Origin of the sequence: Pseudomonas sp. 7SR1, from assembly GCF_900156465.1 — a bacterium.
Lineage (GTDB): Bacteria > Pseudomonadota > Gammaproteobacteria > Pseudomonadales > Pseudomonadaceae > Aquipseudomonas.
Genome location: NZ_LT707064.1, coordinates 1,189,165 through 1,213,317, shown reverse-complemented (window position 1 = coordinate 1,213,317; position 24,153 = coordinate 1,189,165). Strand labels below are relative to the sequence as shown.

Genomic DNA, 24,153 nt, shown 5'->3' with positions numbered 1-24,153 from the left:
AGCCAGCCCCGGCCTTGCCCATCATCCAGGAGATGATTCATGAGTCGTATCGTTACCGTTGCCGCCACTCAGATGGCCTGTTCCTGGGACCTCGAAGCCAATATCGAGACCGCCGAGAGGCTGGTTCGCGAAGCTGCGGCCAAAGGTGCGCAGATCATCCTGATCCAGGAGTTGTTCGAGACGCCGTACTTCTGCCAGAAGCCGAACCCGGACTACCTGCAACTGGCGACTACGGTAGAAGAGAACGTCGCCATCCGGCATTTCCAGAAGGTGGCGAAGGAGCTGCAGGTGGTATTGCCCATCAGCTTCTTCGAGCGGGCCGGGCGCGCACGCTTCAACAGCATCGCGATCATCGATGCCGACGGCCGGAACCTGGGGGTGTACCGCAAGAGCCACATTCCAGACGGCCCCGGCTACCATGAGAAATATTATTTCAACCCGGGCGATACCGGCTTCAAGGTGTGGAATACCCGCTACGCCAGAATCGGCGTGGGGATCTGCTGGGATCAATGGTTCCCGGAATGCGCCCGCAGCATGGCGCTGCAAGGCGCGCAGATACTGTTCTACCCTACCGCCATCGGTAGCGAGCCCCACGACAAGACCATTTCGTCCCGCGATCACTGGCAGCGTGTGCAACAAGGCCATGCCGGCGCAAACGTGATGCCGCTGGTGGCCAGCAACCGGATAGGCAATGAAGAACAGGACGGCTACGACATCACGTTCTATGGTTCGTCTTTCATCGCCAACCCGTTCGGCGAAAAGGTCCAGGAACTGAACGAAACCGAAGAGGGCGTGCTGGTGCACAGCTTCGACCTCGACGAACTGGAACATATACGCAGTGCCTGGGGCACATTCCGGGATCGGCGCCCGAACCTGTACGGCGCGATCAAAACCCTCGACGGCTCACTGGAGTCCTGATTCATGACAACCTTGCACAGCACGCCTCGCGCGGATGGTTTCCATATGCCTGCCGAGTGGGCAACCCAGACCCAGGTCTGGATGATCTGGCCCGAGCGTCCAGACAACTGGCGCCTGGGTGGCAAACCCGCGCAGGCGGCTCATGTCGCCGTGGCCAAGGCCATCGCCCGTTTCGAGCCAGTGACCGTGGCGGTCTCCGCGGCCCAGTACGAAAACGCCCGGGCGCGCCTCGATGTACCGAATATACGTGTGGTGGAAATGTCCAGCGACGACGCCTGGGTCCGGGATACCGGCCCGACGTTCGTCATCAATGACAGTGGCGAAGTGCGCGGCATCGATTGGGATTTCAACGCCTGGGGCGGTTTCGACGGTGGGCTGTATTCGCCGTGGAACCGTGACTCGCAGGTCGCCGGCAAGATCCTGGAGATCGAGCGCAGTCCGCGTTACCGCACCGAAGGGTTCGTGCTGGAGGGCGGCTCGATCCACGTCGATGGCGAAGGCACCCTGATCACCACCGAGGAATGCCTGCTCAACCGCAATCGCAACCCGCACCTGGGCCGCGAGGAAATCGAGGCGGTGCTCAGGGAGCAACTGGCGGTGGACAAGATCATCTGGCTGCCGGACGGCCTGTTCAATGACGAGACCGACGGCCATGTGGATAACTTCTGCTGCTACGTTCGCCCGGGAGAAGTCTTGCTCGCCTGGACCGACGACGAGCAGGATCCCAACTACAGCCGTTGCCATGCTGCGATGAACGTCCTGCAAAACAGCACCGACGCCAAGGGGCGCCCGTTCATAGTGCACAAGATGCCGATTCCGGGACCTCTCTATGCCACCGAAGAGGAATGCGCCGGCGTGGATGCGGTGGAAGGCTCCCAGGAGCGCAATCCGACCGTACGGCTGGCCGGTTCCTACGTGAACTTCCTGATCGTCAACGGCGGCATTATCGTCCCGGGCTTCGACGACCCGCTGGATGCCACGGCGAAGGACATCCTGCAGAACCTGTTTGCGCAGCACGAAGTGGTCATGGTGCCCGGGCGTGAATTGTTACTGGGGGGTGGGAATATCCATTGCCTTACCCAGCAGCAGCCCGCTCCGCGCACAAAATGAGTGGCGATGTAACAGCTTGGTGATAGTTATCCCACGGCTCTGCGCCGGGGTTTTTGGATCCATTTTCAGCAAGCCCGCGCCCTGATTGGGGCGCGGGCTTTTTTATGCCCTTCGTGCCAGCGGCGTCGATACATTGGCATAGCTCTTGTATCTGCATATCGGCAGTTCTGGGGAGCGGAACTGAGTTGTTTTGTCATAAACCTTGGATAAATTAGCCGCTCATCAACCAGGAGAGGGCGCTGGAATGAATATGATAAGCGAGCGCGCATGCCATCCCTTGGCCGTTAATGGTGAGTCGCTTCAAGCCTTGGCGCAGTGGTTGAAGTCCAATGGAACGCGTCAGATCAGAGAACCTGATCCGCGTCGGATGATCACGGAGCGCTACCCCGCTGGACTGTTCAGCGAGGCGGAGCTGGAGGCGTTGTGGGACGTGATGCAAGGATAGAAATTCGACGGATTGAATAAAAAGCGCTGGCCGGCATGGCAGCGCTTTTTTTATGGGCTGTATATACGCCCGCTGGGCGCAAACATTCTTGCGGCCCTTGGGGCATATTCCGTTTTTGAAAGTTATTAGTCGTTTTTCGCCTGATTACAGACGATTCACGAAATTGACACATTGTTAGCGGCGCGAATAGGATTCGCCTACGCCTGTGGCCAACAGCCATGACTCTTAAATAATAAAAAGGCCCGACACGATCGCTCGTGGGCGGGCCTTTTCATTATTTCCAGGAGCAAGAGTCCGAGAAAAGAGCGCAAAAAGCGCCGTTTCGGTTGCCGGTCGCAGTGCGTATCAACCCGTATAAGGAAAATAATCATGTTGAACAAGCGCATCAGTCTGATCGCATTGGGGATTTTGAGCACGACACACGCCATGGCCAACGACCAGGCACAATCGAAGGGGTTCGTTGAGGACAGCAGCCTGAAGGTGCTGTTGCGCAATGCCTACATGAACCGCGACTACAAGGACGGCAACGAGGACAAGGCCGAGTGGGGCCAGGCCGCTATCGGTACGTTCTCGTCCGGTTTCACCCAGGGCACCATCGGTGTGGGAGTGGATGCCTTTGGCCTGTACGCGCTGCGTCTGGACGGTGGCAAGGGCCGTAGCGGCGCGCAAGGCATCGACTTCTTCAAGCAGGGCGACAGTGGCAACGCCGCGGATGACCTGTCCAAGTTCGGTGCGGCAGTCAAATTCCGCGTTTCCAACACGGTGCTGGCCTACGGTGACCAGATGCCGGCTCTGCCGGTGCTGAGCTACGACAATTCGCGCCTGCTGCCGGAAAGCTACACCGGCACCCTGATCACCTCCAAGGAGATCAAGGGCCTGGAGCTGAATGCGGGGCGCTTCACCGCCGAGTCGCGCAAGAGCGCCGAAGGCCGTGACAGCGGTGGCCTGAAGTCGATCAACGTATTGGGCGGCAGCTATCAGTTCACCGAGCAGTTCAAGGCGTCCCTGTATGCCTCGGATGTCGAGGACGTGCTGAAGAAACAATACGTCAATGCCAACTACGTGTTCCCGCTGGCCAAGGATCAATCCCTGACCCTGGATTTCAACGGCTATCGCACCAAGCTGGATAACAGTTACGTTCGCGAGAACAACGTCACCGGCGACGACAACAAGATCTGGAGCCTGGCCGCGACGTTCGCCACCGGACCGCACAGCTTCACCCTCGCCCATCAGCGCAGCACCGGCGACAGCAACCTGGGCTATGCCTATGGCGGATACCAGCGGGGACAGAATCGGGTGGGCGATGGCGGTAACACGATCTACCTGGCCAACTCCTACTGGTCGGACTTCAACGCCGAGGACGAGCGCAGCTGGCAGTTGGGCTACGGTCTGGATTTCACCACCTTCGGCATCCCCGGGCTGACCTACAACGTGGCATATGTGCGCGGCGACAACATCACCACGTCCACCAGCGAAGGCGGGACCGAGCGGGAAATCTTCAACCAGTTCAAGTACGTGGTCCAGAGCGGTGCGGCCAAGGACCTGAGCGTAAGATTGCGCAGCTCGGTGCTGCGTGTCTCGCAGAAGTCCAGCGAGTACAACGTCAGCGGTAACGAGCTGCGGGTCTTCGTGGATTACCCGATCAACGTCTTCTGATAGCAGATCGCGTCAGTCAGTTTGAACAGACCCCCGAATCCAATTCGGGGGTTTTTTATCTTTTGGCGCCAGAAATACCACTGAAAACGACCTTTTTCCCGATAAAAAGTCGTGCCGACGGACCTTCCCCCATCGTTTCAAGCAAGGCTTGAAATGCCTCAAATTCTTTCTCATGGACGTAAATCCTGCACCTACTAGATTAGGCCGCTCAATGCAGTGGAGACCTGATAAAAATGATCGTTCTGAACAGGGAAGTGGGCGAAGCGCTTCGACGTGACAAATACGTTAACGTCCGCGGTGGAGACTTCAATCTCTACGGTCATTTCGGCGACTTTGTCCGGCTGACCAAAAGCTGGGAAAACATGGAGCCCGACAGTTATTACGGCCAGGCCGAGTCAGGCATGCGTTTTCGTCGTTACAGCGACTTCGAATACAACCCGAAGACCCGTGAGCTCAAGCAGCTCGAACACCGGGCCTACATCCAGTCCAAGGCCAACAACAGCTATGTCGGAGGACTGGAGCGGCACTTCCAGGATTTTTCCAACGAAGTGATCAACTCGCCCGTGATGCGCAGCCTGATCGATACGGACTTCGAAGTTTATAAAAACGTCCTTCCACAAGAGCTGCATGATGAAATCTGGCAGTGCCAGATCCATCAGATCCGCATCGAGATCAAGCCTGGCAAGCAGCTGGAAATCACTCCCGAAGGGATTCACTGCGACGGCTACCCGTTCAGCGGCGTGCACTTCTGGGGCCGCCATAACGTGGCAGGCGCGGAAAGCCGGCTGTACAGCCCCCAGGAAGAGCAACTGGCGGCGACCACCTACGAGGACATCCTCGACACTACCTTCTTCCTCGACCGCGACATGCGTCACTACGTGACCCCGGCCCGAAACGTCCATAGCCATGAAATGGCGTTCAGGCAGATCCTGGCGATTTCCTTCTCGCGGCCCGGGACCGCTTTTGACATTGTTCGCTGAACAGCTCGAACCCATGGAAGATCCGGTGCAACAGGTCATGTTGCGCCGGGCCATGGTCAGGGATGCGGAAAGAATGGAGCAGTTCTTTCGCGGCTTCGACGAAGTATCGTTCTGCGAATGGCAGGATGCTCGATTCCTGCGTGGGGTCATTCTCCAGGAGACCACCACGGCCTACCTGGCCATCGATGCCAGCGGTGAAGTGGTCGGCGCGGTGATTGGCGGCAGGCTCGGTACCCGTGGCACCATCAATCACCTGGCGGTCAGCCCGGGCTATCGTACCCGGGGCCTGGGCCAGCGCCTGGTGGAAGCGGCATCGGCCGACATGAAACGGGTGGGCGTGTTGCGCATGTTCCTGTTCGTCGACGATGCTAACCTGGCCGGCAAGCGTTTCTGGGCGGCCCAGGGGTTCTACGAACCCCGGGGTGAAATCACTTTCGAGAGGGATTTATGAGCAAGACTTCCAGCCAGCCGCTGGCGGTCGAACCACAAGCCTCGCGCACCTTCGCTGAAGCCAGTCCGGTGGTGGCGGGTTATTTTACGGTTTCGTTTGTGTTCGGTCTGATGGCGGTCAACGCCGGGTTGCCTTTGTGGCTGCCGGTCGCGATGTGCCTGTTCGTCTATGCAGGCGCCTCACAGTTCGCCGCGCTGGCGTTGATTTCCAGCGGGGCGTCGCTGACCACCATCGTGCTCACCACGTTCCTGATCAATGCGCGACACATGCTGATGTCGGTCTACATGGCCAAGGCCCTGCGCGCGCTGGGGCTCAGTCGTTTCGAACGCTGGTGCTACGCCGCCGGGCTCACGGACGAATCGTTTGCCTTCCACAGCGTCAAGCTCGGCAGCGGGGCGCCGGTCAGCGTGCGCTACCTCATCGGTTTCAACCTGTTCTGCCATACCTCATGGGTGCTTGGTGGCTTGTTGGGCGCCGTTTGCGCGCAATACGCCGCCCACCTGATCAAGTACCAGCTCGATTACGCACTGACGGCGATGATGCTCTACGTGCTGGTTTCGTTGTGCGACACCCGCAACAAACTGATCGCGGCCCTGGCGGCCGTTGTCTGCATGGGCGTGCTGAGCCTGCTGGGCAGTTCGCCGTTCAACGTCTTCATCGCCACGTTCGTTGGCTGCGGGGTAGGCGTATGCCTGACCAAACGTTCCTGATCCTGGTGGTGGTCCTGATGATGGCCGTGACCTTCCTGCCCCGCGCCTTGCCGTTGCAGGTCAATACGGAGCACTGGCCGCCCTTCGTCGCCCGTGCCCTCGAATACCTGCCGGTGGCGATCGTCGCTGCCATCAGCCTCACCCCGCTGTTGATCAAGGATCAGCAGATACAACTGGATCGCCCGGAGTTCTATGCCGCGATTCCGACGCTGCTATGTGCGTATTTCAGCCGTAACCTGTTTCTCAGTGTGGCGGTGGGCACGGCGGCGTATATCGCGCTCGGCTCGTTCCTGTAGCTTCAGGTCCACCACGTCGTGCAGCGCCTGGTCGGACAGCTCCGGGTTGTTCACCGCCAGGCGGACTTCGAGAAAGTCTTCGAAATCCGGAAAGATCGCCAGGCCGTTGTGCAGCGCCGCTTCCCTGGAGACCAGTCCCAGCCCATCGAGCTGTGTGATCAACGACAAGGTCAGCGTTTCACTGCAGGAATACACCATGCGCTGGCTCGAACCGTATTCGCCCAGGCCGGCATCGAGGAAACGAAGGAAGCTGTGGGAGTACGGGCACTCCTGTGCCGGACGCACCTGGAACCTGTCGCCCAGCAACCCCAGCGGATCGTCCTCGTCACCGCAATGAGCGCCCACCACCCGGACCTGCACATCCGGCATCGCGATACTGGAAAAGCCGCTCTGCTGCGGCCCGATCAGGATCGCCAGGTCAAACTCCTCGTTCTTGAGCTTGCTCAGGTTCTCCATGGATTCGGCGTAGCTGAACTCCAGTTGATATTGAGGAAAGACGGCGATCAGCCTATCGATCAATCGTCGGTTGAATTCCGCCGGAAGGGTGGTGTTGAGCGCCACTTTCAGTGTGCGTTGTCGAGGCTTCTTGAGAGCCGCGACCTTTTCTTCCAACTGTCGCGTAGCCACCAGTACCTGATCCATGAAGGGGGTCAGTTCCGAGCCTTGGCTCGTCAACGTCAGCCCCTTGTTCGAACGCCGGAACAATCGGAAACCGAATTGCTCCTCTACCTTGTTCAGTTGCGCCGCCAATGCCTGCACCGTGAGGCACGAATGCTCCGCTGCCGCCGACAGGGAGCCGGTCTGCACGATGCGCATGAGGTTGCGTAAGGTTCTGCTATCCATGAGGTAATGCCCTCTGCTTAAGTGGGCTCGCTATTGTTGTGTACCTGGCCCGGGTCAGGCAGTACATGCGGCTATCATCATGCACCTTGCCGTGGTTGTCGCGATTTTGTCGCGAAAAGCTCGGCAGGCGATGGTTGGAGCTTATGCGGATTTCGATTTTTTTGCCGGTTTGGCGTTTATTGAATGGTTCAGTTCGCCTCGTGAGGGCTTTGCCTGCGGCCCCGGTAGAAATTTCCCAGGAAAGAAAAAGCCTTGGCTGATATCCGAACGCCGGTGTAATGGATGAAATTGATGCTCACCAAGTTGCCTTGAGGAACAATCACGCTCGGTCGTGTTTATTCGTTTGCGAATTAAAACTTAATTTATATCCGTATGTGTACTATTCTCTAGGCATTACCGGTAACAACGGAGTCCTGATTCCATGGCCACGTCTTCCATCACCCTCAACGCACAACAACAGCTGGACTCCCCGGATGCGGGTCGAGTCGCGTTGAAGTTCTTCTTCAACCTCATGGAGCTGTGGGGCTGTAGCGTCGAGCAACAGCGGACGTTGCTGGGCAAGGTAGGAAACACCACCTTCTATAAATACAAGCAACTGCCGGCCAACATACGCTTGCCGCGTGACACTCTGGAGCGCATCTCCTATCTCATGGGTATTCACAAGGCATTGAGCATCATCTTCAGCAACAGCCGGGACCGTGCCTATCAATGGGTCAGCACGCCCAACACCGCGGCGCCATTCAATGGTCAATCGGCGCTGTCCTATATGCTGGCCGGACGGGTGGTGGACATTGCCGACGTGCGGCGATACCTGGATGGAGTGCGCGGCTGATGACCCCCCCACTGGCGGACCCGCAATGGACGCGCGCCTACCGGATCGTCAACAGCTGCTTCCCACCCATCACGCTGTTCGAAGATGTGCTCGATCCGGAGGACCTGCCAACCGCCTATGCCCTGGAGGCGTTGACCAATGACCGGCTGATGGAGGAGGCGGGGGTATTGTCACGCGTGCGTCCCGAAGACCGTGTGTCGGGGCCGGGTTCCTCGCCGGTGATGGCGGCGTTTACCCATATCGGCAAGAGCAGCCGCTTCAGCGACGGCACCTTCGGCGTCTACTACGCCGCCAGCAGCCAGGAGGCCGCCATCGCCGAGACCTGTTATCACCAGGCGCGATTCCTGGGGGCGACCAACGAACCGGACCTGGAATTGACCATGCGGACCTACGTCAACCAGGTGGTGAAGCCGCTGCACGACATCCGCCACGATTACCCGCACCTGCACAACCCGGACCCCGATGCCTACGGCCCGTCCCAGGTATTCGCCCGGCAACTGCGCGAGAGCCTGTCCTGGGGCCTGCTCTACAACAGCGTTCGTCTGGCCGGCCACGAATGTGTCGCCGCGTTTCGACCGCCTGCGGTTTCCATTCCAGTGCAGGGTAAACACATCCGGTACGTCTGGAGTGCCCAGAAGCGCGAGATTTCGTTCGTGTTCGAGGTGAGCCAGGTGTGAGCGGTTTTTGGCCCAGGGCATCCTGGGCCAAGGCGAGGCCGGGCCAGCCTTCAGATCTTGAACTGCTGCACCGATGCCTGCATCGAGCCGGCCGCATCGTTGAGCTGATCCGCCGTTTGCGTCAGGTTGTGAATCGACCGCGTATTTTCCCGTGACTGCTCGGCAATCGACTCTACCCGCTGGGCCATCTCATCGCTGGCCTTCGATTGCTCGGCGATGGTCAGGGATATCTCCTCCACCACTTCGGCGGCATGCCGGGCACCCGAGCGGATTTCGCTGATAGAGACCCCGGCCTGTTGGGCCAGGTTCACGCCTTCATCGACACTGCTGACGCAAGCCTGCATGTTCGCGACCGCATCCCGGGCGTTGGCCTGGATGCGTTCGATCATCGCGGTGATTTCCTGGGTGGATTGGGTTGTACGAGCCGCCAGGTTACGCACTTCATCGGCCACTACCGCGAAGCCGCGGCCTGCCTCACCCGCGCGAGCGGCCTCGATGGCGGCATTCAAGGCCAGCAGGTTGGTTTGCTCGGCGATGCCCTTGATCACCTGGATGATGGAATGAATGTCTTCGGACGAAGCGTCCAGGGCCGTGATCTTGACGGAGGACTGGTTCACCACCTCGGCGATGCGGCTCATGCCTTCCACCACCCCGAGAATCACCTGTCCGCCGCTGCTCGCCAGTTGTTCGGACTGTGCCGAAATTGTCCGGGCATTGTCGGCATGTTCATGGATCTGGCTGATATTCGCCATCATCTGCTCCATGCTCGCCGCCATGCTGGTGGCACTCTGGGCCTGGTGGTCGGCGCTGGAAACAATTTGTCGTGCGGTATCGCCCAGGGTCCGGGAGGTATCGTGCAGTTCATCGCTCTGGTTGCGGATCGTGGCGATCATCTGGCGCAGGTTGGCCTGCATCTGTTCGATCACACTTTGCAATTGGCCCAGCTCGTCCTTGCCATGCGCGCCCATCGACCGCTGCAGATCCCCTTGGGAAATCGCCTGGGTGTTGAGAATGATCTTGTTCAACGGCGTGAGCACCGCCTTGAGCAGGCTCCAGGACAGCAGTGCCAGCGCCACGCAGGTAGCCAGCAGCGTCACGATCAACCAGCGTTCCGAGGCATGGATGCTTCGATCCTGATGCTGGCGGGACGAGTGGGCCTGGTTTTCGATCAGTTCACTCACGACCTCGTTGCGCTCTTCGAGCGCCGAAAACGCTTGATCGAACTCCGCCCGTAACGCACGACCATCCTGGGCGCCACTCAAGGCTTTGCCGATGACCTGCCTGGCCTTGTCGATATAGGTTTCCACCTGGGGTTTCAGCTCGACGATCGCTTGCGCCACATCCTCTGGCAGCTGCGCTTCGGCGTTCTCGGCAATGACCTTGCGCATCCGCGCCGTGTGCTCATCGAACGCCTCGGTGACTTCCTTGGCCGCCCCGGCATCGCCCGGCGCCACCAGCAACGCAGCCAGCACATCGGCACGAATGGCGTCGTGCATCATGTCCGCCTCCATGTGCTTGCGCATGGCCGAGATACTGGTCTCGTTCTGCACCAGGGCTTCGGTCATGGAGTGATATCCCCACAACCCGATGCCACCGAGCAGCAGTGCAAAAATCAGACTGACCAACCCCGAGCCGATGATCTTGGTGCGGATTTTCATCGCCGACTGCTCCTGAGGCGAGGATTTTGGGCAAGTGTAGTTGAGCGTCGGCGGAGCCTTGGGAAAGTGATGCTCTTATTCGGGGTATCGGCGGCAATAACGATTGGCTGAAGACTGCATGACACTTCTGGCTGAAAAAGGGCTTGCACCTGAATCGGAGCGTGGCGCGGTAATGGCGGGGCAGATCGGGTTCGCCGTTGGTCGGCACTGTCATTCCTGACAGTAGTCTGCTGGTTGAGTTGAATTGAAACTGGTCGCCGAAGAGAGCTTCTGAATACGGCGAGTCATTGCGTATGGCTCTGGCTTATCAAGGTGGTCTGTGTATGAAGAAGCTGATTTCGTCAGTGCTTTGCTTGTTCGATTCGATGGCTTCCAACCAGGCGAGCGCTGCCTTGGCAAAGCGCGGCGTTGTCGTGAATGGCGATAAATTCAGAAGCGAATACGCGAACGTGAACGGCATCCGCATGCACTATCTGGTAAGCGGAAACGGCGAGAAGCCGGTCTTGCTGGTCCACGGTTTTCCGGGAAGCTGGCGTAATTGGGAAGCATTGATGGGGAGACTGCTACGCGCCGGCTACACCCCGATCGTTCCGGATTATCGGGGTGCCGGAGAAACGGAGATCTCAGCAAGCGGCTATGACAAAAAGAACATGGCCCTGGATCTTCATGAGCTGATCAAGACGCTGGGTATCAAGCAGGTGGATATCGTCGGTCATGACATGGGGTTGATTATCGCCTATGCCTATGGCGCTCTTTATCCCGAGGAAACCACGCATATCGTGCTGATGGACGGGTTCATACCCGGCATTCCCGGATGGGAGATTCCCTATAACGGTAACCCTGCCACAGGCACTACGAGCAAGTGGCACTTCCGCTTCTTTGGCGCCACAGCCATAAAGATGATCGAAGGTAAGGAAAGAAATTACCTGGACATGTTCTTCGATGAGTTCGTATACAACGACAATCCCCGGGTGCCCGACGAGGTGCGGGACGCCTTGGTAAAGGATTATTCCCGACCCGGACGCATGGAGGCGGCATTCAAGCTTTATTCTGCCTGGGTAGAGCATGACGCCAATGACAATCAGGCGTTTGCCGAGCACAAGCTGAACATACCGGTGCTTACCATCGGTGGGGATCATTCCAGAGGCAAGACGTTATTCACGCAGGTGCAGCACATTACCTCGCAGCCGCAATCCTTGATCCTGGAAAACACCGGGCATTGGGTCCTTGAAGAGAAAATGCAGTTCACCAGCCAGGCTATCCTGGATTTTCTGCGCAACTGATCACGGAGAGCCTCGCAAGCCAACGGTGCAAACGGATGTCGCCGTCCTTGAATTCACGTCCTCGCATCAAAACGTCTCGCCCACTGCTGTTCACGGGCATGACCCACCAACTGGCCGGCTTGTCGAAGGGCCTCATGTAGTTTTCTCCAGGCCAGAAAAACCGCACGATTCGAGCTTGCTGACAGGCTCAACCTAGGCTTGGCGGGTGTGTTGGGGGGCATTACGGGTAGGAGTGAGAGTCCGTCAACGTTGCGCTGATATTGAATTGTAACGGGCAGGCATGCGGATAACGTTTGGCTGTCGATGGAGGTAAGGCCTCTTTGGTCTGATCGCGGCAAGTCGGCTTCAGGGAATTACCAAAACCCGGAAACAACAAAGCCCTCGCATTTCTGCGAGGGCTTTGTTTTGTATGGTGCCGGCACCAGGAGTCGAACCCGGGACCTACTGATTACAAGTCAGTTGCTCTACCAACTGAGCTATACCGGCGTGTGGGCGACGATTATAGCCATTGGGGGATTTCTGTAAACCCCTGAATTCTGACTATTTTTGCGCGGGGCGTGGCGATGGGCGGGGCAGGAGGTTGCGTAATTTGTGCAGGACTCGCCAGGTGCGGCTGTCCTGGATGGCTCTGAGTTGGGCTTCGGCCCGTTCGGCGCGTTGCAGGGCGAGGGCGAGTTGGTGTTCGGTGTCGCCGGTGGGGTGGCTGAATTTGTGGCCTTTGCAGAACTGGAAACCGTCGAGGTTGCACGGGGGGATGTCGAAGGCGGGTTTGAGGGCCAGGTGCTCTTCGGCGAGGTAATAGGTGTTGATTCCGTCGAAGAGGATGGATTGGTAGCCGGTGTTGGTGACCAGGCTTTCCCAGGCCTGGTCGCGGGCCCATGGGGTTTCGATGAGGATGATCCACGGCCGCCAGCGGCTGAAGTCCATGCCTCGCAGCACGGTTTCTTCATGGCCTTCGACGTCGATCTTCAGGAAATGGATGGGGCGGTCCTGGGCGTATTGCTCGCAGATCGAGGCCAGGGTGCGGGACTGGACGGTCTGTTCGCGCACATCCATGCCGGATTCTCGGTGCTGCCGGGCGACGCTGGCCTCGACGGTGGACAGGCCGGTGTCGGCGATGGTGTAGAAGGTCAGGCTTTCGGCGTTTTCGCCCGCCACGCATTGCAGGTTGATGTCATTGGGGCGCTGTTGGCAGAGCGCTTCGTAATAGGTCGACACCGGTTCGATGTTGATTCCGCGCCAGCCGTGGTCATAAAAGGCCCGGGTCACGGAGTCGTCTGTCGGATGGTTTGCGCCGACGTCGAGATAAAAGCCGTTTTCCACCGACTGGAGGGCGCGCCACAGGCGTATGTCTTCGAAGTTCTGTGCGTAGGAGATGAACGTCACGGTCAGTCCTTGAGTGCGTCGGCAGGGTGTCTGTCACGATAAATGGAACTGTTGTACTGCACGGGCACGGTGGGTGCAATTGTTGGCGCAGAGCACCCTAGGATTCGGCGGTTATGTCGTTTTGATTGGGCGCTTATGCACAACGGGCAGGGTCAGGCGCAAGGAATATTGTAATTCTGTGACAGCTTTCGCGTTTGCGTGCAAATGCCTGTTTTCATGGTTTTTTATTCATATGAATAAAAAATGACCAGCCTTGAATCGGTCAGGAAATGGCGAATTTATTGGATCCAGGTGTATTTCATCAACAGAGTTATCCACAGGGTGTTGCTTCTGCGCAACGCTCAGCCAACAGCATCAGGTTTCGAGGTGTCAGGGTCGCTTCGCAGAAGGTCCCAAGGCGAACCTCATAGCCTTCTTGAATCAGAAAAAGAGCCCTGTCCACAACCAGCCACAGCTCCAGGGGACGGCGGAACAGGCTTCGTAGCAACTCCAGGTTGCGTACCTGGGCCAGGCGTTGATGGCCCGCTGCTTCCAAGGCTGCCCAGTCAGGCGAGCCGATTGTGGATAAGTCTTTCAGGGCCGCCAGATCGGTGCAGTATTGGGCGAAGGTTTTCTCCAGCCAGGACGTGGGAAGCGAGGGCGTCGGCAGATAGCTGTCGCTACCCCGGATTTGCCGTTGCAGCAGATCGAAACCCAGGCGCCAGGCCATGGAGTGGTCTCGTTGCCTTCGCACCCGTGCGCCGGCGGTAACGGTTTCGCTCAGTGGCAGGCCGAGGTCTTCCAGCGACAGTTGCAAGGCAGAACCTTTGGCTGCGTCGGACAGGGGTTGGTAGTGTTCGGCGCCGATGCGGTTGTAGCAGCACGGTGCGATGGCCATCTGCTTGCAATGGGCGGCGCTGGCCAGTTGCATGAGCCGTACATGGAGGTCGCCGCAGGCATGCAGGGCGACAGGCGTGTGTTCGGAGTGGATCGCTTGGGCTGCGTCCTGCGCCAGCACGTCTTGTCGCACATGGGTGGCGCTCAGGTGGTGGCGCTGGCTCAGTTGCTGGCCGTTGGCGACCAGGGCCGGATCATATTCCAGGCAGGTCAGGCGCTGTGTGCCGCGCAGCAGGCGCCGGCCGAGATGGCCTTTACCGGCGCACCAGTCGAGCCAATGGCTCGGTTCGCTGGAAAAGTCCAGGCGACTGGCGAAGGCCTCGATCTGCTGCCACTTGCGGCCGGGCACCTCGACGTCGAGGCGATGGGCAGGCGCTTCGAGCGCCATGCCAGGCAGTGGGCCGATCGTGCTCAACCCATGGGCGACAGCCGCCCATTCGGGAAACGGTGCGGGGGCGTTTTCAATCAGCCAAGGCTGGTGATGGTCATTTTCCGCCTCTTCCAGCGAACGTCGGCGTAGCCATTGGGCTAACTCCGGGTAGGACGTTTCCCAGGGTAGTTGCAGATGGGTGAACGGCCGGGGTTTCCACAACCCTTGGTGCGCAGTGAGAAAAGCGTCCAGCGCCCTGAAGCGGGCGAGTAATGCCTCGCCCGTCAAGACGACCGTTTCAGCGTCCCTGGCAGGCATCGACGCGCAACCAGCGCTCCAGCTGCTTGAAGCCTTGCACCAGCACAAACGCCATCAACAGATAGAACATACCGGCCGCGAAGAAGATCTCAACCGGCAGGTAGGTACGGGCAATGATGGTGCGGGCCATGCCGGTGAGCTCCAGCAGGGTCACGGTACTGGCCAGGGCGCTGGCCTTGAGCATCAGGATCACTTCGTTACTGTAGGCCGGCAGGCCGATTCGCGCGGCGCGGGGCAGGATGATGTAGAACAGCGCCTTGGGCCGCGACATGCCCAGGGCGCGTGCCGCCTCGATCTCGCCACGGGGAATGGCCTGGATCGCGCCGCGCAGGATCTCGGCGATGTAAGCTGCGGTGTGCAGGGTCATGGTGGCCGTGGCGCACCAGAACGGATCCCGCAGGTACGGCCACAGGGCGCTGCTGCGCACGGCATCGAATTGCGCCAGGCCGTAATAGACCAGGAACAGTTGGACCAGCAGCGGCGTGCCACGGAAAAAGAAGATATAGGCGTAGGGCAGCGCCCGTACGTACCACAGGCGAGAAGAGCGGGCGATGCCCAGCGGAATCGCCAGCAGCAGGCCGGCGAGCACGGCGATGGCGACCAGCTCCAGGGTCAGGGTCGCGCCCTGGGCCAGTTTCGGCAGCCACTTGATGATGACTTCCCAGTTCATTGGGTACTCCTGGCAAAGCCGCGGGCCGCTCGTCGTTCCAGCACATGCATGCCGGCCATGGCGAGGATCGTCAGGCCCAGGTACATGAACGCCGCCACCATGTAGAAAGTGAACGGTTGCTTGGACACGGTCACGCCTATTTGCGTGTGGCGCATGATTTCTTCCAGGCCGATCACCGAGACCAGGGCGGTGTCTTTCATCAGGATCATGAACAGGTTGCCCAGGCCGGGCAGGGCGATGCGCCACATCTGCGGCATGATCAACCGGGTGAAAATCCGCCATTTCGACAGGCCCAGGGCCACGCCGGCCTCACGGTGGCCCTTGGGGATCGCCAGGATCGCGCCGCGAAAGACTTCCGTGGCATAGGCGCCGAAGCACAGCCCAAGGGCGATGACGCCGGCGGTGAAGGCATCGAGGGCAAGATCGGGGAGGCCGAAATACTCGCCCATGGCACGCATCAGGTTGACGGTGCCAAAGTAGATCAGCAGCACCCAGAGCAATTCCGGGACGCCGCGGACCAGTGTCGAATAGGTGCCGCCAAGCCATTGCAGGGGCTTGTACGGTGAAGTCTTGGCCAAGGCGCCGAGCAGGCCGAGCACCAGCCCCAGGCACAGGGCCGAGAGCGCCAGCTTGACGGTCATCAGCGCGCCGGCGGCGAGCGCCGGGCCGAATCCGTAGAGGTCGATGATCATGGGTACGTGTTCATATCGGCAGGCTTTGCTAAGGGCCGGGGCCGCGGGGAGCGGCACCGGCCAGGCACGTCAGGATCAATAGATGCTGAACGGGAAGTACTTGTCGTTGATTTTCTTGTAGGTGCCGTCGGCAACGATTTCCTTCAGGGCGGCGTTGAGCCGGTTGCGCAGGTCATTGTCACCCTTGCGCACGGCAATGCCGATCTTGTCGCTTTCCACCACCGGATCGCCCTTGAATTCGTAGGCGCGGCCGGCATCGGTCTTCAGCCAGTCGTAGTTGACGTACTTGTCCGCCAGGATCGCGTCGACACGACCGGAAGTCAGGTCCAGATAGGCGTTTTCCTGGGTGTCGTAGAGTTTGATGGTGATGTCGTCGTCGCCCAGGTCTTCGAGCCAGGTACCGGCCAGGGTGGCGCGTTGAGCGCCGATGATCTTGCCTTTGAGAGTGGCAGGGTCGGTCTTGAAGTCAACGTTCTTGGGCGCAATGAATTGCAGTTTGTTGGAGTAGTACGGGTCGGTGAAATCCACCGCTTGCTTGCGTTCTTCGGTGATCGACAGGGAAGAGATCAGGAAGTCGAATTTCTTGGCGTTCAGGGCCGGGATGATGCCGTCCCAGTCGGAGGTGACCACGCCGCACTCGACTTTCATCTTGGCGCACAGGGCATCGCCGATGTCTTTGTCGAAGCCTACGACCTGACCGCTGGCGTCCTTGTTGTTGAAGGGGGGGTAGGCTGCTTCGATGCCCATCTGCAGCTTTTCAGCCGCCATGGCGTTGGCAGAGAACACCAGGCCGGCGGCAGCGGCCAGGAAAAACTTCTTGTAGATCTGCATATGTACTGCTCCGTTAGCGGTTGCTGGACATGAATTGTTTGCAGCGCGCCGAAAGCGGGTTTTCGAAGACCTGCTGTGGCGATCCTTGCTCCTCGACCAGGCCCTGATGAAGGAACACCACTTCGCTGGAAACCTGACGGGCGAAGCCCATTTCGTGGGTCACCAGCAGCATGGTGCGACCTTCTTCGGCCAGGGCGCGGATCACACTAAGTACTTCCTGGACCATTTCCGGGTCAAGGGCGGAGGTGGGCTCGTCGAACAGAATCACCTTGGGCTGCATGGCCAGGGTACGTGCGATGGCCGCGCGCTGCTGCTGGCCGCCGGACAGCTCGGCGGGGTAGGCGTGACGCTTGTCGGCGATGCCGACCTTGGCCAGCAGGGCCTCGGCCACTTCGATGGCTTCGGCCTTGCTCTGGCCAAGGACGCGGCGCGGGGCTTCGATGATGTTGTCGAGCACGCTCATGTGCGGCCAGAGGTTAAAGTTTTGAAATACAAAACCGATCTCGCTGCGCATGCGATTGATCTGCCTGCCGTCGGCGGCCACCAGCTCACCGTTTTTCGCGGCCTTGAGCTTGAGCTCTTCGCCGGCCACCAGGATCTGGCCCTGGTTGGGGTTTTCCAGCAGGTTGATGCAGCGCAGGAACGTGGACTTGCCGGACCCGGACGAACCCAGGATCGAGATCACGTCGCCGTCGCGGGCGGTCAGCGAGACGCCCTTGAGCACCTCCAGCTGTCCGTAGCGTTTGTGCAGGTTGCGGATTTCAAGCGCGGGCGTGGCCTGGGCCATGTGCGGTCCTCATGGTATGTGCTCCCTTGCTGTTGGTGGCCTTCCTGGCGAGGCGGCCAAGCTAGCATGCGTCCGAATGACAGCCAACAGCGCTGCGGGTGGTAAACCGGTGATGTGTGGCAGGTTGTCGCATAGGCACAGCAGACTGTCGCGCCATCAACAACCGAACGGCCGTTTGAACCCTGTTTACCGATGAAGAGCCCGGGGAGTTGCGTAAAAAAAGGCGCGATGGTGCCAGCTTTGGGCGGGGGTTGGAAGGGTTAACGGATAAGCGTTGCCGTTGCGCTTGGATACCGGCCGCATCAGGGCAGAACGGCCGGGCAGGAGCGAGGAATTTCTGGCGTGCGCTTTTGTTCTGCAGCGCTGAATCTCATTGCTGTGTCGAGTACCAAGAACGGTCCAGGAGAGCGGTACGTTCTACGGCCTACTTCCAATCGGTCTAAACCACGTCGGGCGTTACGGATCAAAGGTGTGTTCGTGTGAAGTTGTTTTCCAGATCCTGGAGTCTTCGCCATGAAACTGACCCGGTGCGTTCTGTTGTCTTCCCTTGCGGCTGTGGCGCTGCTGTTTCCTATCCTGGCGCTCAACGCCACCAACCTCGCCCCCATCGACAGCTCCGGTGTGCAGGTCCAGCCGTTGCAGCAGAACGGCATCACTTATCTGTCCGGTGGGATCGGTGAGGATGAAGCCCGCGCCATCAGCCAGGCCCAGGGGTATAACCTGCACGTGACCTTCGCGATCGGGCCGGAAAACAGGTATGTCGCGGATGTGGACATCGCTATTGGCAATGCGTCCGGGCAAACGCTGCTGACGCTGGATCAGGCCGGACCTCTGGTTTTCGTGCAACTGCCACCGGGCAAATACACGGTGGTGGCGACACGTAACGATGAGGAGCGGCGCGACACCGCCAACATCGGCAGTGGCGCTCCACGCAAGCTGGTGTTCCATTGGAACAGTGACGAATAGCCGACGACAGGTTTATTCGCCGGCCGGTTCTTCCATGGACTGGCGATAGCGGTCCAGCGCTTCGCTGAAATCCTTGATGAACTCCGGCGTGCTGAGCCAGCGCTGTGCCGTTTCGCGGTCCATGTCATCGGTCCACATGCGGTAGTCCACCAGCATGTCGGCAGCCAGGTTGGTGGCCGCCATGCTTTCGTTCTCGGCGTTTTTCAGGTCCAGCAGGCCTGGTCGCTCAGCGATCATCACACTCAGGGAGGACAGCAGCGTGTCGAGCAGTTCGCCGCGACCGATGGCCTCGGCTTCGCGCAGCTTGGCGAACAGTTCCAGTACATAGACCGGTGGCTGGGCGGTGGCGTAGGCAGGATCGCCGTACATGGGCGAGGCCTTGCGGCCGCTCATGCGAATCTGCTTGGCTTTTTCCTTTGCGCGTTTGGCGCGTTTCTGCTGCTTGTTCAATGAGGCCATTGGGCTTCGGGTTCCAGTTTGTCAGGAGGGGCGTTGCCCGGTTCAGTCGATTTTCGGGACAGTGAAGCGGAACTCACTGCCTTGGCCGGGCTGGCTTTCGGCGTGCAGTTTACCGCCATGGGCCTGGACAATCCCCTTGGAAATATACAATCCAAGACCGGTGCCGCTGGGGTTGCCTTCCTTGATTGTCCAATAGCGATCAAAGATGTGGGGTAACTGCTCCGGCGCGATGCCTTGGCCGGAATCGCGAACGCTGAACACGATCTCGTTGCCCACCGACATCGCGCTGATGCCAATGACGCCTTCGTGCGGCGTGAACTTGATGGCGTTTCCAATCAGGTTGGACAGCACCTGGAACAACCGTTCGGGGTCGGCCTTGATCTTCAGGTCGGGTTCGGCATGGAACGAGATATTGATGGCCTTGGCGCTGGCCAGCGGCGTCAACAGCGAACAGGCGTCGTCGAATATCTGGCTGACTTCCATTGGCTTGGGATTGATGGTGTAGCGTCCGGCGTCGATTCGCGAGGTGTCGAGCAAGTCTTCCAGCAGCGTGTTCATGCGGCTGGTGGCCTGTTGCATGGTGTCGATGGCCGAGGCGATTCGCTTCGAACTGTGGGAACCGTCGGAACTGAAGGACTTCTGCATCATGCCGCAGAGCATGGAAATGACCGTCATCGGGCTGCGCAGGTCGTGGGAAACCACTGCCACCAGCTCGTCGCGAGCGTGCACGGCCTGGCGCTCCTTGAGCACTTGCCGGGCCAGGTCGTTTTCCAGGGCCGAGCGCCGCAGGTCGTTGGCGGCGAACAGTTCGCCATGGCTCCATCTGTTGCTGATGCCGGCCATTTCGACTTTCCAGATCTCGAAGGATGTCCGGGGGCGCAGGCGCAGGCCGTTCTCGCTGTTTTCCAGGTCCAGGGGTTTCTGTGGGTCACCGCTCCAATGGATGGTTTCCTTCACTTCGGGCCGGAACCACAGCACGCCGTTTTCCACAGGCTTGGGCAGGTGAATCGCCAGCACGCCGCTCACCACGTCCTGGTAACCGCGGGCCGGGGCGTAGACGCTGCCCAGTTGATGGTGCGAAAACACCGGTTGCCCGCTTTCGAGGATCCACTGGTGCAGCGCCCGGATCTGCTCCGGTTCAGGGCACTGGCCGTGGCGATGCAGCTTGTTGTCCTCGATAATCGCGACGCCGCTGGCACCGGTCAGGTCCATCAAGCGTTGTGGCTCATGGGACAAGCCGTCGAAGACGTTATCGCTGGACTCGGCCATGGCCTTGGCAAGTATGCCGAGGTCCTCGAGCTTGGCGTCTCGTTGACGGCTCAGCTCCAGTGCTTCCATGGCGCTGATCTGCAGTGACAGGACCTGACCGATGGTCTGGCAGGCCTTGCGCATCTCATGGGGGACGAGCAAGGGCTTACGGTTGCCGCAACTGATCAGGCCCCACAGGCGTTCACCGTCCATCAGCGAGATGCTCATGGACGACAGCACCCCCATGTTCTTCATATATTGCCGGTGGATCGGCGAGACACTGCGCAGGGTCGCGAAGCTCAGGTCCAGGGGCGCCCGGGTGTCGGGGCGCAGATTCGGAACCAGCGGTACCGGCGTGTAATCGGCGTTGGGGATGATCCGCAACCAGTTGGTGCGATACAGCTCCCGGGCCTGTTCGGGGATATCCGAGGCCGGGAAGAACAGGCCCTTGTAAAGCTCCATCGATGGCGCGCTGGCCTCGGCGATCACCTGGCCGTGGCCCTCTTCCTCGAAACGATAGATCAGCACGCGGTCATAGCCGGTCATGGCCTGGATTTCCCGAACGCTGATTTCGTAGAGGGCCTGAAGGCTTTTCGCGCTGTGCAGACGCTGGAGCATGCGCCCCATATCGGCTTCGCCGCTGACGCCTTCCGGACGATAGTCGCTCAGGTGCTGCTCGAGTTCGACGATCAGTACGCCCTGGTGACGATGGACCAGCGCGTCGAAGCGGTGCCGGTTCACGAGAATATCCAGCGGTGCGTTGTCGTGGCCTGCTTCGATGCGCCGGGCGTCAAGGATGGCTGCTGCCTGCTCCGGCCCCAGCAGCACGTCCAGCGTCTGCCCCAACAGCGCCTCGGGATCATGTCCCATCAGCTGCGATACGTTGGCACTGACCTGGCGGATCACGAAGTCGGGTTCGGACAGCATCACCAGCACGCCGTGAGGCTGGATGGCGCCGGGGAACCGAATCGGTTCGTCTGCGCAGTTGGCCAGCAGCTCTTCGAAGGCCTCTTGGTTTTCAGGGTTCATAACAGGACCTCCTGGCTGTCCAGCCAGCGTTCAAAGCAGATAAATGTCGTTTTGGCAGCATGTGTGACTTCGAGCGTTTGGCCATCGCCAAGGTTCCTGTCGCCCAGGTACTCCAGGAAGTCCTTCCAGCGCCGCCCCGTCAGCTCGCCGTATACGTTGAGAAATGCTGCCCCGCTGCTGGCGTCGAGGCCAAGCTGCTCGGCCACCCTGCGCCGCAGGATCTGGCCGCCCAGGGTTGCGCCTTCCAGGACATAGGAAACCCCAAGCGCGGCGGCACGAGAGTCGATAACGGGCAACTCGCTGCAAAGGGGCAGCGCCTCGATAGCCGCTTCGTCCAGGCCCAGTGCCGTGAGATCCGCCCTCAGCACTGGGAGCTTGACTCGCAGGGGCTGGTCCAGCCCGGCCAGCGCCAGGGCATGGAGTCGTTGTTCCAATGGCTGATAAAAGCCGTAGTAGGCCACCATCAGGCGCCGATACAGATCGAGATCCAGCTGTTGGGAGAAAAACGGCAGGCGTTTTTCCAGGGCGACGTGCAGTTCAGCGGTTTCGGTCCGCAACGCCTGGATCAGAGTGGGGTAGGGTGCGGCCGGTGACATGCAGGATAGAGCTCTTGAAGATGTAGGTATTTCCGAAGCGCATCAAGCTTACATCGGTTTTTACAATAAACGGTCACGCAATGCCGGCTTTCGTGGCTTCAAGTGATCGTGTGTCGTCGCTGTTCTTCGAGCCGCCTCCGTTCGCGATCCAGCTCATTGCGCAGTTCTTCTTCGGTGGGCAGGAGCAGTTTGTAGAAAATCCTGTAGCTGGTCGATCAAGGCCTGCTCCAGATCGGTCTCCAGCAAGGTGCCCGCGTTGGGCAACCCGAGAAATTCCAGCACCACCGGGTCCCTGACGATATCCCTGGGCCCGGGGTCCAGTGACTCGATATGGGCGCTGGCCTCCTGCTCTACCGCCGGCCTGTCCCGACTTGCCAGCAGGCGTTCGTAATAGAAGGTGCCGATCTGGCGTTCCAGGGCGCGCGTTGACCAGTTCTGCACTGCGGCCAGTGGCGCGCATGATCATCTTCTATACGAAGCAACAAGCGGTAATGAGTCCAGCTCAATTCGTGACGCAGTGCGTCACATATTGGAAACGCCTGGTAGAAGAGGCGCATGTAACGAAGGTTCGATGCATCAAATCCTTTCCCGAACTTCACCGTCAGCGCCTTCGCCAGTGTCGGCAACAGTCGGGCCCCGTAAGTCGCCCGCTCGGCGCCCTCCTGTTCGAATTCGATGATATGCCGGCCGATCTGCCAGCAGGTCTGTACCTGCAGGGTGTCAACGGCGCGCATGACCTTCTGGCGTGCCTGGCGGATCAATTCGGCGAGTTCGCCGATCAGTGGTGCCAATTGCGGATCGTCTTGTGGGGAGATCGAAGTCATCAAGATGTTCAGCCGTGGAGTGGGACGGACTGAATGATGCGTCAGGCTTCATATTGATGATGCCGGACGGAGCTGATTGCCGTGGAGGAAAAACAACCGCTTCATGCAAGACGGTTTTGACGCCGGCTCATATTGATGGAGCTTGGCTTGTAGGAACTGTCGCTGAAGGATGTCATCCCCCCAGCAAGCGCCCTCATCGCAAGAGCGCCGGGCGGGCGAGGCTCAGGCCTGGGGTTGCACCAGTTCCCTGGAGGCCGCGAGATAATCAGCCTGGAATTGCTCGCTCTCGACCCAGTCAAGCGCAGTCTGTTCATCGACGCCGGTGGTGGCGCGACGGTATTCGATCAGGGCGGTGATAATGAAATCCATGGCTTCTTCTTCGCCTTCCTGTTCCAGCACAAGCGCCAGCAGTGGGTGCCCCAGGAAGGCGATGCACATGGCTTGCTGGCTGATCTTTTCAGCGTCGCGCATGAGCTGGAACAGCTCGGACAGGTCCACGGTCTCCAGGTCGATGCGCTCATCGTTCGGGTCCAGGAAGTCGTTCGGCGCAGCGGCACGCTGTACCCGGTTCTTCTTGGCTTTCGCCTTGGCGCGCTGGTTTCGCTTCTGCTGTTTGTTTGCCGACGGCATGGCCAAGGCTCCTGATATGAAAAATGAGGCGGTTGATTCTACAGCTCCAGGACGAGTGCTTCGAAACTCAATCCACCACGAACAAGGTGGCGCCCACCGAGGTTGAAGAGCGATGGGGCTCGGCCTGGTCCGCTACCTGGTAGCTCATGCCCGGCTTGAGCACGAACTGTCGCCCATCTTCCAGCTCCGTATGCAGCTCGCCCTTCAGGCAAAACAGGATGTGCCCCTTGGTGCACCAGTGATCGGCCAGGTAACCCGCCGTGTACTCGACCATCCGGACGCGGATATTCCCGAACTGCCGGGTTCGCCAGTAGGCGGTTCCGGTGACGCCTTTGTGTTCGCTGGGTTCGATTGTCGACCAGTCGGTGGTGCCGAAGGGGATGCCAGTGATGTCCATAAGGTTCTCTGCGGGAGGGCGGCGAGGGTCGAATGTAGCTGAGTCCCTGGGGGAGCGGAACACGTCAATGAAATCAGCGGGCAATAAAAAACCCCGATCAATTTCTTGATCGGGGTTTTGGTATTTGGTGCCCAGAGACGGAATCGAACCGCCGACACGGGGATTTTCAATCCCCTGCTCTACCGACTGAGCTATCTGGGCAACGGGGCGCATTA

The 24,153-nt window shown here is 59.6% G+C and carries 26 protein-coding genes, 2 tRNA genes and 1 pseudogene; 13 read left to right on the top strand and 16 right to left on the bottom strand.

The window, feature by feature from the left end; genetic code table 11:
- Window positions 1–39 precede the first annotated feature (39 nt).
- The 8 genes from aguB (at window position 40) to BW992_RS05530 (ending at window position 6,566) form a co-directional block, all read left to right on the top strand.
- Window positions 40–918: an N-carbamoylputrescine amidase gene (aguB, locus tag BW992_RS05565; protein ID WP_072397754.1), complete on the top strand. Its 879-nt coding sequence runs from the start codon at window positions 40–42 to the stop codon at window positions 916–918.
- A 3-nt stretch (window positions 919–921) separates the two neighbouring features.
- Window positions 922–2,028 (top strand): agmatine deiminase, encoded by a 1,107-nt coding sequence (gene aguA, locus BW992_RS05560; protein ID WP_072459169.1) that lies wholly within the window; start codon window positions 922–924, stop codon window positions 2,026–2,028.
- 244 nt (window positions 2,029–2,272) lie between these two features.
- Window positions 2,273–2,473 carry a hypothetical protein gene (locus tag BW992_RS05555; protein ID WP_072397756.1) on the top strand — a complete coding sequence of 67 codons (201 nt, stop codon included), beginning with the start codon at window positions 2,273–2,275 and terminating at the stop codon, window positions 2,471–2,473.
- Between the two features lie 369 nt (window positions 2,474–2,842).
- Window positions 2,843–4,129 (top strand): OprD family porin, encoded by a 1,287-nt coding sequence (locus BW992_RS05550; RefSeq protein WP_072397757.1) that lies wholly within the window; start codon window positions 2,843–2,845, stop codon window positions 4,127–4,129.
- 233 nt (window positions 4,130–4,362) lie between these two features.
- Window positions 4,363–5,109: a 2OG-Fe dioxygenase family protein gene (locus BW992_RS05545; RefSeq protein WP_072397758.1), complete on the top strand. Its 747-nt coding sequence runs from the start codon at window positions 4,363–4,365 to the stop codon at window positions 5,107–5,109.
- 13 nt (window positions 5,110–5,122) lie between these two features.
- Entirely contained in the window at window positions 5,123–5,560 is a 438-nt protein-coding gene (locus tag BW992_RS05540) for a GNAT family N-acetyltransferase (RefSeq protein ID WP_172834649.1), read from the top strand.
- Window positions 5,557–6,270, top strand: coding sequence for an AzlC family ABC transporter permease (locus BW992_RS05535; RefSeq protein WP_072397759.1), 714 nt, complete (start codon window positions 5,557–5,559; stop codon window positions 6,268–6,270). The genes BW992_RS05540 and BW992_RS05535 overlap by 4 nt, the downstream gene beginning before the upstream one ends.
- Window positions 6,249–6,566: an AzlD domain-containing protein gene (locus BW992_RS05530; RefSeq protein WP_076405736.1), complete on the top strand. Its 318-nt coding sequence runs from the start codon at window positions 6,249–6,251 to the stop codon at window positions 6,564–6,566. The genes BW992_RS05535 and BW992_RS05530 overlap by 22 nt, the downstream gene beginning before the upstream one ends.
- Here BW992_RS05530 and BW992_RS05525 read toward each other — a convergent pair.
- Complete coding sequence (locus tag BW992_RS05525; RefSeq protein ID WP_072397761.1) at window positions 6,483–7,409, bottom strand: LysR family transcriptional regulator; 927 nt, start codon at window positions 7,407–7,409, stop codon at window positions 6,483–6,485. The two genes, BW992_RS05530 and BW992_RS05525, sit on opposite strands and share 84 nt — an antisense overlap.
- Before the next feature lie 79 nt (window positions 7,410–7,488).
- Between BW992_RS05525 and BW992_RS26865 the strand changes: the two genes are divergently transcribed.
- The 3 genes from BW992_RS26865 to BW992_RS05515 all read left to right on the top strand — a co-directional run bounded on the left by BW992_RS26865 (window position 7,489) and on the right by BW992_RS05515 (window position 8,918).
- Complete coding sequence (locus BW992_RS26865) at window positions 7,489–7,695, top strand: hypothetical protein (RefSeq protein ID WP_143147066.1); 207 nt, start codon at window positions 7,489–7,491, stop codon at window positions 7,693–7,695.
- A gap of 135 nt (window positions 7,696–7,830) precedes the next feature.
- Complete coding sequence (locus BW992_RS05520; protein ID WP_072397762.1) at window positions 7,831–8,241, top strand: MbcA/ParS/Xre antitoxin family protein; 411 nt, start codon at window positions 7,831–7,833, stop codon at window positions 8,239–8,241.
- Window positions 8,241–8,918 carry an RES family NAD+ phosphorylase gene (locus tag BW992_RS05515; RefSeq protein WP_072397763.1) on the top strand — a complete coding sequence of 226 codons (678 nt, stop codon included), beginning with the start codon at window positions 8,241–8,243 and terminating at the stop codon, window positions 8,916–8,918. The genes BW992_RS05520 and BW992_RS05515 overlap by 1 nt, the downstream gene beginning before the upstream one ends.
- 50 nt (window positions 8,919–8,968) lie before the next feature.
- Here BW992_RS05515 and BW992_RS05510 read toward each other — a convergent pair whose 3' ends face one another.
- The gene (locus BW992_RS05510; RefSeq protein WP_076405734.1) at window positions 8,969–10,576 is read right to left on the bottom strand and encodes a methyl-accepting chemotaxis protein; all 1,608 of its coding nucleotides are present in this window, start codon (window positions 10,574–10,576) and stop codon (window positions 8,969–8,971) included.
- 323 nt (window positions 10,577–10,899) lie between these two features.
- Between BW992_RS05510 and BW992_RS05505 the strand changes: the two genes are divergently transcribed.
- Window positions 10,900–11,859 carry an alpha/beta fold hydrolase gene (locus tag BW992_RS05505; protein ID WP_083714535.1) on the top strand — a complete coding sequence of 320 codons (960 nt, stop codon included), beginning with the start codon at window positions 10,900–10,902 and terminating at the stop codon, window positions 11,857–11,859.
- 410 nt (window positions 11,860–12,269) lie between these two features.
- Here BW992_RS05505 and BW992_RS05500 read toward each other — a convergent pair.
- From BW992_RS05500 to BW992_RS05470, 7 genes are all read right to left on the bottom strand, one after another.
- Window positions 12,270–12,345: transfer RNA gene (locus BW992_RS05500), tRNA-Thr, on the bottom strand.
- A 54-nt stretch (window positions 12,346–12,399) separates the two neighbouring features.
- Window positions 12,400–13,245: an FkbM family methyltransferase gene (locus BW992_RS05495; protein WP_072431693.1), complete on the bottom strand. Its 846-nt coding sequence runs from the start codon at window positions 13,243–13,245 to the stop codon at window positions 12,400–12,402.
- Window positions 13,246–13,555: 310 nt separating this feature from the next.
- Window positions 13,556–14,809: a methyltransferase gene (locus BW992_RS05490; protein ID WP_072397766.1), complete on the bottom strand. Its 1,254-nt coding sequence runs from the start codon at window positions 14,807–14,809 to the stop codon at window positions 13,556–13,558.
- Window positions 14,790–15,479, bottom strand: coding sequence for an ABC transporter permease (locus BW992_RS05485; RefSeq protein ID WP_072397767.1), 690 nt, complete (start codon window positions 15,477–15,479; stop codon window positions 14,790–14,792). Before BW992_RS05485 ends, BW992_RS05490 begins: the two co-directional genes overlap by 20 nt.
- Window positions 15,476–16,171 carry an ABC transporter permease gene (locus tag BW992_RS05480; protein WP_072397768.1) on the bottom strand — a complete coding sequence of 232 codons (696 nt, stop codon included), beginning with the start codon at window positions 16,169–16,171 and terminating at the stop codon, window positions 15,476–15,478. The genes BW992_RS05485 and BW992_RS05480 overlap by 4 nt, the downstream gene beginning before the upstream one ends.
- 75 nt (window positions 16,172–16,246) lie before the next feature.
- Window positions 16,247–17,002, bottom strand: coding sequence for an ABC transporter substrate-binding protein (locus BW992_RS05475; RefSeq protein WP_072397769.1), 756 nt, complete (start codon window positions 17,000–17,002; stop codon window positions 16,247–16,249).
- Between the two features lie 13 nt (window positions 17,003–17,015).
- Window positions 17,016–17,789 carry an ABC transporter ATP-binding protein gene (locus BW992_RS05470; protein ID WP_072397770.1) on the bottom strand — a complete coding sequence of 258 codons (774 nt, stop codon included), beginning with the start codon at window positions 17,787–17,789 and terminating at the stop codon, window positions 17,016–17,018.
- Window positions 17,790–18,302: 513 nt separating this feature from the next.
- Here BW992_RS05470 and BW992_RS05465 point away from each other — a divergent pair.
- Window positions 18,303–18,755 (top strand): hypothetical protein, encoded by a 453-nt coding sequence (locus BW992_RS05465; protein ID WP_072397771.1) that lies wholly within the window; start codon window positions 18,303–18,305, stop codon window positions 18,753–18,755.
- A 12-nt stretch (window positions 18,756–18,767) separates the two neighbouring features.
- Here the strand turns inward: BW992_RS05465 and BW992_RS05460 are convergent, their stop codons facing one another.
- From BW992_RS05460 to BW992_RS05430, 7 genes and pseudogenes are all read right to left on the bottom strand, one after another.
- Window positions 18,768–19,214, bottom strand: coding sequence for a hypothetical protein (locus BW992_RS05460; protein WP_072397772.1), 447 nt, complete (start codon window positions 19,212–19,214; stop codon window positions 18,768–18,770).
- A gap of 42 nt (window positions 19,215–19,256) precedes the next feature.
- A complete protein-coding gene (locus BW992_RS05455; protein WP_076405732.1) occupies window positions 19,257–21,491 on the bottom strand; it encodes an ATP-binding protein in 2,235 nt (744 codons plus the stop codon).
- Complete coding sequence (locus BW992_RS05450) at window positions 21,488–22,087, bottom strand: biliverdin-producing heme oxygenase (RefSeq protein WP_076405731.1); 600 nt, start codon at window positions 22,085–22,087, stop codon at window positions 21,488–21,490. The genes BW992_RS05455 and BW992_RS05450 overlap by 4 nt, the downstream gene beginning before the upstream one ends.
- Window positions 22,088–22,279: 192 nt before the next feature.
- A pseudogene (locus tag BW992_RS05445) lies at window positions 22,280–22,911 on the bottom strand (DUF1016 N-terminal domain-containing protein); the annotation flags it as partial.
- Window positions 22,912–23,133: 222 nt separating this feature from the next.
- Window positions 23,134–23,541, bottom strand: coding sequence for a hypothetical protein (locus tag BW992_RS05440; RefSeq protein ID WP_072397775.1), 408 nt, complete (start codon window positions 23,539–23,541; stop codon window positions 23,134–23,136).
- Between the two features lie 67 nt (window positions 23,542–23,608).
- The gene (locus BW992_RS05435) at window positions 23,609–23,938 is read right to left on the bottom strand and encodes a DHCW motif cupin fold protein (protein ID WP_072397776.1); all 330 of its coding nucleotides are present in this window, start codon (window positions 23,936–23,938) and stop codon (window positions 23,609–23,611) included.
- 125 nt (window positions 23,939–24,063) lie between these two features.
- Window positions 24,064–24,139, bottom strand: a tRNA-Phe gene (locus BW992_RS05430).
- Between the last annotated feature and the right edge of the window lie 14 nt (window positions 24,140–24,153).